Genomic DNA, 8,379 nt, shown 5'->3' with positions numbered 1-8,379 from the left:
GCCGCATCTGCCGGCGCCAGGTGTAGATCAGCCCCGTGCCGATGCCCCAACGCCGAGCCACCTCGGTGACCAACGCTCCAGGCTGCATCGCCTCGGCCACGATCAGCTGTTTCTGCTCATCCGACCACAGCCGGCGCCGCTCGCCGCGGGTCACCACCTCCACCACCTCGCTGCGAGCACTCGTAAGCGTACTTGTATGCGTACTCGTGGTCTCTACGTCCGCCTCCATACCTGCCTCCATCAGCCAGAGACCGACATCACGGCCTCAAGCCCGGGACGTTTCGCAAGGTGGGGCCGTCACAACAGGTACGCTTCATCGACCGAGAAGGCGGCATTCACGACCGATGGGCGGATGCCTGGAACAGGCGCTGGCCTGATCCCACGCGAGTTGTGATCGGGGGATGGCGTTCCTCATCACCATATCGAGTACGTAAACCGCCAGAAAACCCGGGTGGCGTCTCGCCAAGTGCCTTCTCTGCTGGAGAGTTGCCGCGGTGCCCGGGACGGGCCGCTCTCAAAGCTGACCTTTCGGCGAGCGGCGCCGACCTCGGCGCAGGAGCGCATTCATGACCACTCGCACGCATACCAGCACCGTCGTGTTTCAGCGTCCGTTCTCCATCAAGAGCGCCGGAGGGGTGCAGCCGGCCGGCACCTACACCGTCGAGACCGAGGAAGAACTAGTCGAGGGCCTTTCCTTCCCGGCCTACCGCCGTGTTTCGACTACGATCACGCGTTTAGCCAACGGCGCCGGAGCGCTCGTCCAGGTGCTTGTCGTCGATCCTCGCGAACTGGAAAAAGCGCAGGCGGCAGATCGCCTTTGAGGCAGCGTTGCAGCTGCCCAGCCTGGATTGCGGCGAACTGCCGCCCGAACTTCTTCTGTCGCACAAAGAGTCAATGAGTATGGCCAAACCGACCGCCACGCCGATCGCAATGGATCTATGGTGCGACGGTAGGCGCCTGTTGTTCGAGATCGTGGAGGACGGGCACAGCGTCGCCTGTGCCATCTCGCTGATGGCTTTGGAGGATTGAACGAGCGCCGCTGCTACAAGCCGGCCGATCGAGACCATCGCGCTGAACAAGATCAGGATGAAGTCTCCGGATAGGTCGGATCTGCTGGTTATTTGGTCCGGCGATGTCGATGATGTGCTGCCGAATACCAGATAATCCGTTGGGGCGTGGCGGGCAGGAGGATGGCTCCGAGGACGGGTGCGCTGGCAACTCGCGGTCGGCCAGTACGTCTGCTTGACGCGACTGGCACGGTCGCGGGACCGCCAGCCGGGACGTCGTCTGTGAGGGAGCCGGATTGTCATGGTGGGCTTGATTGCGAAGCTGCTGGGCACGATCCGCTATCGGCGGCGCTGGCGCATTCTAGCCGCCGCAGCCGAGGCCGCTGCCGATAAGGCGACCATGGAACTCGATCACCACGTACGGGACCGCGGCCGCCGTCACGGTGCCGACCGGCGCCCCCCGCCCGAGCGGTCGTCTGCACCGCGCATACCTTCCATAGCGGGTGGGTGAAACCTACCCCCTGCGCAAGGATGATGGCGCCGTTCATGCGGGTTCGGCACCGCTACGGGGAGCAGCACCGTGACCATCATTGTATCCGTGAAGATCAACGACGGTGTTGTCATGGCGGCTGACAGTGCCGGCACCATGAGCAGCGGGCAGATCTACGCCCACGCCAATAAGATCACGAACCTGTGCGAAGGCTTTCCGATCGGGGCGATGTCTACCGGGGCAGGCGGTATTGGTAATGAATCCGTCGAGACCTTGCTGAAGGATCTGCGGCGGCGCTTCGCCGGGCGGGACCCGGCGCATCTCGACTGGCGCCTAGACCCCGAGCGCTACACCATGGAGCAGCTGGCCGGGCGGCTGCGCACCTTCCTCTTCGAGGAGAAGGCTGCCCCCTGCCCCGAGCCGAGCAACCTTCAACTCCGGCTCTGCGGCTACTCTGCCGGCCGCCCACTCGCCGAGGTATGGGAGGTCAGCATGACCGGACGGGCTTGCCCACCGCCACGGCGGATCATGGACGAGACCAGCTTCGGCGTGATGTGGGACGGCCAGTACGAGGCGCTCAACCGACTGATTCTCGGCCTCGGCTTCGATGTTGGGGATGCGCTGGTGAAGCACGGCATGCCGGCAGAGGAAGCTGGCAGGCTGCAGGAGGAGCTGGTCCGGGAGCTCTATGCGACGCTCTCCGTCCCCGCCATGCCGATCCAGGACGCGATCGACTTGGCGCGCTTCCTGGTCGAGACCACGATCGGCTTCGTCCGCTTCGCCGTCTTCCTGCCGAAGAGCGTCGGTGGTGCGGTCGAGATCGCCGCCATCACCAAGCACGAGGGCTTCCGCTGGGTACAGCGGAAGAGCTTCTACCCCGTTGGCCTTCGACAGGAAGGCTGAGGCGGGGCTCCCCTGCGACTGGGATGCCCCCGTGACGCGGGAACCTCCGAGGAGAGATGGGAATGGATCATGGCAGCCCGGATTATCGCATCGTGGCGGTAGCCGAGACGTGTAGCGCCAGGGAACTCTATGCGAGTTCCAACGGCGACCGCTGGCTCCTCGCGCGTGAGCTCGGCTCCGGGCGGGTGTTCGTGCGGCACGAGCCCAATCTTGCATCGGGTGGGCGCGCCGCCGAGTTCGAGATCGGCGATTTCCTTACTCGCGGCGGTCAGGGTCCCGAGCATCAGGCTCTGCTCCGTCTGATCGGGACCCTGGTCGGAGATCATGTAAGCGACTGAGGCTCGCGCCGGCAGCCGGCCGAACTGCGCCGGATGTCACGTGGTCGCGCTGCCCTGCGGATGCTCCAGGAAGAAGCGGAGCATTTCGCGCGAAGCATCAGGCCCGCGTGGGTCGGTATAGGACCCGGCCGGACTGCCGCCGGACCAAGCATGGCCGCCGCCATGGACGAGCCATTGCTCCAGCACGGCCCGACCTTCGGCATCGGCGTGCAGGGTGCGGCTATAGGCATGCCCGCCGGGAACCTGGCCTCGCTCGACCTCGGTGCGGAGCCCGCTGGCTGAGGCGCCCGACTGCGCGATGACCTGATCGCCGTTGCTGGGATGCACGGTGGTGTCGCGATCGGCATGGAACACGATGGTTGGGATCACCCGCCGCCTATCACCCGCTCGCAGCGGCGCGCCGGCCGCGCCTTGCCGCATGGCGGCGAAGGCGGAGGGCATGTCGCGGGCCGCACCGCAGGCCAGGCCGGAATGCACCCCGACCGCGGCATAGAGCTCGGGATAGGCCTGGCCCATGATGGCGGCAGCCGCACCGCCGGCCGACAACCCGGCGACGTAGACGCGTCGTGAATCTACTGCATGCTCGCGCATGACCTGCCGCGTCATGCCTGCGATCAGTGACGGTTCCCCCTGGTCGCGCTTCTGGTCGCTTGGGCTGAACCAGTTCCAGCACCTCTGGGCGTTGGCGGAACTGGGTTGTGCCGGATAGAGGACAAGCAGGCCATGCTCCTCAGCCAGCGCGTTCATTCGCGTGCCGGCGGCGAAGTCGTCGGGCGACTGCGTGCAACCGTGCAGCATGACGACCAGCGGCGCCGCTCGGTCGCGTCGGGTGCTCGGGATATACAGCTTGTAACCGCGGCTGCCGGCTTCGGCATCGAAGGACCCGGCGATGAACCGTGCCCCCTTGGGCAACGGCTCAGGCGCCGGGACGTGCCGCGCGAACCCGTCCAGCCCCTGCCCGAGGCCGCCCTGGTTCATCTGATCGAGGAAGCCGCGCAGCGCCTCCGGCATCTGCGGCATGGCGGCCTTGCCCATGCCGGCAGTCGGCCACCGGCCGGCCACCGCCTTGCGTGCCGCGTCGGAGGCCGGCGCGGGGCCAGCTGCCTCGCCGGTGTCCGGGTCGACGTCGATGATACGCGGCGCCCGTGCGGTCCGGGTGGCGGTGGGTGTGGCGGTTGTGGTGCCCGGAGGCGCCACATCGCCGTGCAGGAAACGCTGCAGCAGCGCTGAAGCCTCGGCGAGCCTGCCTTCGCGGGTCAGGCGGGTGGCCTCAAGCATGTCCTTCGGGGAAATCGCGTTCATGTCAGGTGCTTTCGGGATGCGAAGCCAGGCCAGCCTTCCGTGCAGGAAGGCTCGCTTTGCACTCCGTCGTGGAATGCCGATGGTGGTGACTGTCTGGCGCCGTCCTGTGGCGGAGGGCAGTCAGCGGGTGCGGTCGGCGAGCGCGGCCTTCACCGCGGTGCTGGCCTGGAGGGCACCCAGGACGGAGATCGAACCAATCGCCGCCCGGGCCAGATCTGGCGTGACATCGGGTGCGATGCTGGCCAAACCCAAGACCCGGATATGGAGCATCTGCCCGGTGTCCCGTGCCGCCTCGAGCTGCTCGCGGCTGTAGTGCCGCAAGCCCAGATCCAGGTTCTTCCGTACGATTGACTGCTTGGCCGCATCGGCATGCCGCTCGATCTGGTTGCGGATGGCGGTGCGGATGAAGTCAGTGCGGTTGGAGTAGAAGCCGTCCTGCACCAGTAGGTCTATGTGGCCAAGGTCGACATAGCCCAGATTAATGGTGATCTTCTCGGTATCGCCGCCAACCTTGGGACGCAGTTCGGGTACAGCATCTGGCATCCGCACACCGTCCATTCACCATCCATGTGGATGGTAGATGGGATACCAAAGTGCAGAGTTCAAGCGGTGCCCTGAGGGTGGGAAACTGCTTCAGTAGGGGCTGCCGCCTGGATGCTGTGTGAGATCAGTTCCGTTGTACATACGTATCGAGGTCCTGGCTGAGTTGCCGAACCTCGACGCAGGCCGGAGGCGGAACCTACGCGTGCCGCTCGGCCTCACTGAAAGTCACCATGCGGCTGGCCTTCTCGTCCCATAGCAAGTGGTCGGGTGCCGAGAAGGCTTCGCGCAACGTCACGACTCGCGCGGTGGCGAAGGCGGGATGCGCATCGTGGCAGGCTTCGAGCAGGTAGTTCGGGATCCGCGGCGCGAGGTGATGCACGTGGTGGAAGCCGAGGCTCGCGGTCAACCACCGCAGCAGCGCCGGCAGCTGAAGGTAGGAACTGCCTGCGAGCGACGCGGCCACTCGGTCCCAGGCTGCATGGCGGGCCCAGTGCACGCCCTCGAAGCGGTGCTGCACCGAGAAGAGCCAGACGCCGGCGATGCTGGCCGGCACCATCACGGCCAGCACGCCCGCCACCACCGGCCAGATGCCGAGGGGGATCGCAAGCCCGCCATAGACGGCAAGGAGTGCGAGATTGGTCAGGTGGACGCTGTGGTGCTCCCGCCCCCAGCCGAGCGGGGCGTCATAGGGAAGGCGATACAACGCCAGGAACACCAGCGGCGGGAACAGCAGAAGCATGCAGAGCGGATGACGCATGGTTCGATAGAGGCGCCGCCGCCCGCGGCTCATTGCGCGATACTCGGCAACCGTCTCGCAGGTCGAATAGATGTCGGTGCCGCGGTCGCGGCGGTCGAGGTCGTTCCAGGTCGCGTGATGCCCCGCATGCTGCCGCCGCCAATGCCCATAGGGCGTGAAGGTAAAAAGCGAGCAGATTCGCCCGACCAGATCGTTCGCCTGCGGCGTACCGAACAGGGAGCCATGTCCACAATCATGCTGCAGGGCGAAAACCCGCACCGTCAGCGCCGCCGATGGCAGCCCCAGAAGCAAAGCCCACCACCAGCCCAGGGCAAGGCCCGCCTGCATCGCCGCCAGCACGGCCAGGAGCGGGAGGAAGGTACTGACGAGCTGCCACGCCGCTGTGCGCGGCACCGCCCGCTGGAAGCGTTGCGTGACCGCCCTAAGCTCCTGTCGGTCGAACATGCGGTGCGAGAGCCCGCCGGCTTTTCCGGAATGATTCTTGGTGTTTATTCCAGGCATGGCGGTAAGAACTCTCGACCTGCGAAGCACTCTGCTACACCAAGTCAGGAGGGTCACCGCACACGACTGTGCTAGGGACCTGAGCGGTGGCTGAAAAACCTTGGATCTCAGGAAATTTGTATTCCAGGACGTACCTATAAATCATTGCTATCATTCTCATTTTGAGCAACTCACACCGCTTGATCTGTCAACAAAGGGGATGCCGAACGAACTCCCGTATCTGGCGTGGGGTGATCAAGGCGCTGCCGGCCTTTCCAATCATCATGTGATGATGGAGATGCGAGCTGCAGATCACTGCTAACCGGCTGCAGGTAGTATCAAAGTCACCGATCATGCCGGCGGCAGGCGACTTCGTCCTGCACATTGTGACCACAGCCCTGTCGAGATGGGCAGCTTTCTCATAGGTTCGACCTGGTCTTGTACATTGGAAGTATCATGATTTGTGGTTGCAACAGCTGCACCCACAACCCATCTTATCTTTGTCAGCCTCGTTTGGTTCGGCCTGCTCCCCATGCTCGTGATTGAGCGCTGAGCCTGGTGTCCGTCTCCCCACGAAGTTCGATCCGCCCTGCGACGTCGCGGGGCGGTACTTTTTCTCGTGAACGGAGTACCGCCATGGCTACCGGCACCGTCAAATGGTTCAACGCAACTAAGGGCTACGGCTTTATCCAGCCCGATGATGGCTCGAAGGACGTCTTCCTCCACATCTCCGATGTCCAGCGCTCGGGCATCCAGGAACCGCGTGAGGGCGACAAGCTCGAGTTTGATCTGCAACGTGGGCAGCAGGGTAAGACCTCGGCCGGCAACCTGAAGCAGGCCTGACGACTTCGGGTGAGGCAGCCTCGGCTGCCTCACCCGCCACGCAGTTCCCGTGGGGAATGCGTGAGTATCCAGGGCTTTCTCTTTGGTGGGAGCCCTGCAGGGCAGCGTCATTGTTCGACGTTGCCGTGAAAGGACTACAATTAACACGATATTATTGAGTGCCTCGATTGGGCCTGGCTCAATGACCGAGACGCCCAGGATGGCTCGTCCCACCGAAACACCGCGCTTGCCAGAGCCGTCAGGCCTAACGCAGGACGAAATCCGTCAGATCGTCCTCGATCTGATCGGTTGACCGAGGGCAACGGGGCGCGCGGGCAGCCTGGATGCTTGGTATCGCACCGAACCACACCGCCCCGCAGGAAACGGTCATGCAGCAACCCCACACCTTAGCAGTTGGCCAGAGCGTCGAACTGATCCCCGGCTGGTACGATGCTGGCGTCCCGCGTGGTGCCTATACGATCCTGCGCCTACTTCCGAATGAGGGGGCTGACCGTGAATATCGCGTGCGCCATCAGCGCGACGGCCAGGAGCGTGTTGTGCGCGAGAGCCAACTCCGCCTCGGCTTGACCTAGCCCTTGGGCTGAGGCCGCAGCCGGACGGACCATGATCCGCCACCGCCCCTGGCAGGATGCGGCGGATCGGCCGCCGGTGCTGCTATCTCGGCCTGCACTTCGCGTCACGACTGAGGCGTGCGCCGGCTCCGCCCGATCGATAGCAATAAGCCTACAGCCTCGCCTTGGCGAGGCCGGATGCCAAGGATACGCCATGGCCCAGACCAACAAGACGAAGTCCAAAGCTGCTGATCCGGCAGCGGAGGTTCGGGTGGAGGAGGAGGTCGCCTACCTCTCCAAGCGGCACCGCGTATCTCCTGCCATCGTGCAGGAGATCATCCGTCGCACCGGCACGAGCGAGCGCTCCGCCGTCGAGCGCGAGATCCGCAAGGGCATGGCGCGCCGCTGAGGCTCTGCGGCCAACCATTTCCCCTACACCGCGTCGGCCATTCGTAGGCGAGGCGTGCCGCAAAGCGCCTTTAAGCATTCCGGCCCCGATCGGCGGCGGTCCGCGGCCCGCTTCCAAGATCGCGCCGACCCGTCGGACGAGAAGGTCGAGGTCGAAAGGCTTGTCGGTCAGCTTGACCCCTGGCGGCAGCGACGTCCCCGCATAGCCGGCGATGAACAGCATGGGCAGGTTCGGCTGCCGCTCACGCGCCGCCTCGGCCACTTGGCGCCCGTTGATGCCGTTCGCCAGCCCGAGATCGGTAACCAGCAGGTCCGGGCGCCGCCTACCCCTGCCGTTGAATGCCATGCGGACCTTTGAGACGGCGACGCGCCGGCTGAGTTTGACCATTGCAGGGGAGGGACTGGGGTCTTGCAAGTGGCCCATATACCGACCTGACTATGGATTGACCTGTCGAGCCCACTCGAAGTCGGTCAATGATCGGATGCGGCCGGTTTCGGCGATGAGCTTGTTCCAGGCTTCGCAGCAGGCATCGACGATGGCGCGCGTGCCGCTGAACAGGCGGCCTGACAGGTAGCGGTCCCGCAGATACTGCCAGACCTTCTCGATGGCGTTCAGCTCGGGCGAGTAGGGCGGCAGGTGGACCAGGCTGATGGTCGGCGGCACGCGTAGATCGCTGGCGATGTGCCATCCGGCGTTGTCGATCAGCATCACCGCATGGGTGCCGGCTGGTAACTGCGCGGCGACCTCCTCAAGCAG

General features: G+C 64.9%; 12 protein-coding genes. 7 read left to right on the top strand and 5 right to left on the bottom strand.

Translation table 11 applies throughout. The features are described from left to right. Nucleotides 1-229: transposase (locus EP26_RS28260; protein WP_169747527.1), on the bottom strand; the 229-nt coding region annotated here is incomplete at its 3' end. 337 nt (nucleotides 230-566) lie between these two features. On the opposite strand from EP26_RS28260, the gene EP26_RS28255 reads away from it, so the two are divergent. From EP26_RS28255 to EP26_RS28240, 4 genes are all read left to right on the top strand, one after another. Further along, a complete protein-coding gene (locus EP26_RS28255; RefSeq protein ID WP_043344248.1) occupies nucleotides 567-821 on the top strand; it encodes a hypothetical protein in 255 nt (84 codons plus the stop codon). After that, nucleotides 769-1,029, top strand: coding sequence for a hypothetical protein (locus tag EP26_RS28250; protein ID WP_169747526.1), 261 nt, complete (start codon nucleotides 769-771; stop codon nucleotides 1,027-1,029). The genes EP26_RS28255 and EP26_RS28250 overlap by 53 nt, the downstream gene beginning before the upstream one ends. Nucleotides 1,030-1,587: 558 nt before the next feature. After that, nucleotides 1,588-2,400, top strand: coding sequence for an Ntn hydrolase family protein (locus EP26_RS28245; RefSeq protein WP_043344243.1), 813 nt, complete (start codon nucleotides 1,588-1,590; stop codon nucleotides 2,398-2,400). Nucleotides 2,401-2,462: 62 nt separating this feature from the next. Further along, nucleotides 2,463-2,738: a hypothetical protein gene (locus EP26_RS28240; RefSeq protein ID WP_052389798.1), complete on the top strand. Its 276-nt coding sequence runs from the start codon at nucleotides 2,463-2,465 to the stop codon at nucleotides 2,736-2,738. 36 nt (nucleotides 2,739-2,774) lie between these two features. On the opposite strand, the gene EP26_RS28235 is transcribed toward EP26_RS28240, so the two are convergent. The 3 genes from EP26_RS28235 to EP26_RS28225 form a co-directional block, all read right to left on the bottom strand. Continuing rightward, nucleotides 2,775-4,040: an extracellular catalytic domain type 1 short-chain-length polyhydroxyalkanoate depolymerase gene (locus EP26_RS28235; RefSeq protein WP_043344240.1), complete on the bottom strand. Its 1,266-nt coding sequence runs from the start codon at nucleotides 4,038-4,040 to the stop codon at nucleotides 2,775-2,777. Between the two features lie 120 nt (nucleotides 4,041-4,160). Then, nucleotides 4,161-4,598, bottom strand: a complete 438-nt coding sequence (locus EP26_RS28230) for a CopG family transcriptional regulator (protein WP_408735121.1) — start codon at nucleotides 4,596-4,598, stop codon at nucleotides 4,161-4,163. Between the two features lie 181 nt (nucleotides 4,599-4,779). After that, on the bottom strand, nucleotides 4,780-5,784 hold the full coding sequence (locus EP26_RS28225) for a fatty acid desaturase family protein (RefSeq protein ID WP_043344238.1): 1,005 nt from the start codon (nucleotides 5,782-5,784) through the stop codon (nucleotides 4,780-4,782). 672 nt (nucleotides 5,785-6,456) lie between these two features. Here EP26_RS28225 and EP26_RS28220 point away from each other — a divergent pair. The 3 genes from EP26_RS28220 to EP26_RS28210 all read left to right on the top strand — a co-directional run bounded on the left by EP26_RS28220 (nucleotide 6,457) and on the right by EP26_RS28210 (nucleotide 7,623). Further along, entirely contained in the window at nucleotides 6,457-6,663 is a 207-nt protein-coding gene (locus EP26_RS28220; protein ID WP_043344234.1) for a cold-shock protein, read from the top strand. Nucleotides 6,664-7,031: 368 nt separating this feature from the next. After that, nucleotides 7,032-7,235, top strand: coding sequence for a hypothetical protein (locus EP26_RS28215; RefSeq protein ID WP_043344231.1), 204 nt, complete (start codon nucleotides 7,032-7,034; stop codon nucleotides 7,233-7,235). A 193-nt stretch (nucleotides 7,236-7,428) separates the two neighbouring features. Further along, nucleotides 7,429-7,623, top strand: a complete 195-nt coding sequence (locus EP26_RS28210) for a hypothetical protein (RefSeq protein ID WP_043344230.1) — start codon at nucleotides 7,429-7,431, stop codon at nucleotides 7,621-7,623. Between the two features lie 435 nt (nucleotides 7,624-8,058). On the opposite strand, the gene EP26_RS28205 is transcribed toward EP26_RS28210, so the two are convergent. Further along, nucleotides 8,059-8,379: transposase (locus EP26_RS28205; protein WP_043344227.1), on the bottom strand; the 321-nt coding region annotated here is incomplete at its 5' end.

The sequence above is a fragment of the Belnapia moabensis DSM 16746 genome (assembly GCF_000745835.1).
Taxonomy (GTDB): Bacteria; Pseudomonadota; Alphaproteobacteria; order Acetobacterales; family Acetobacteraceae; genus Belnapia; species Belnapia moabensis.
The sequence above is the reverse complement of the archived record's forward strand: the minus strand, read 5'-3'. Positions and strand labels throughout refer to the sequence as shown.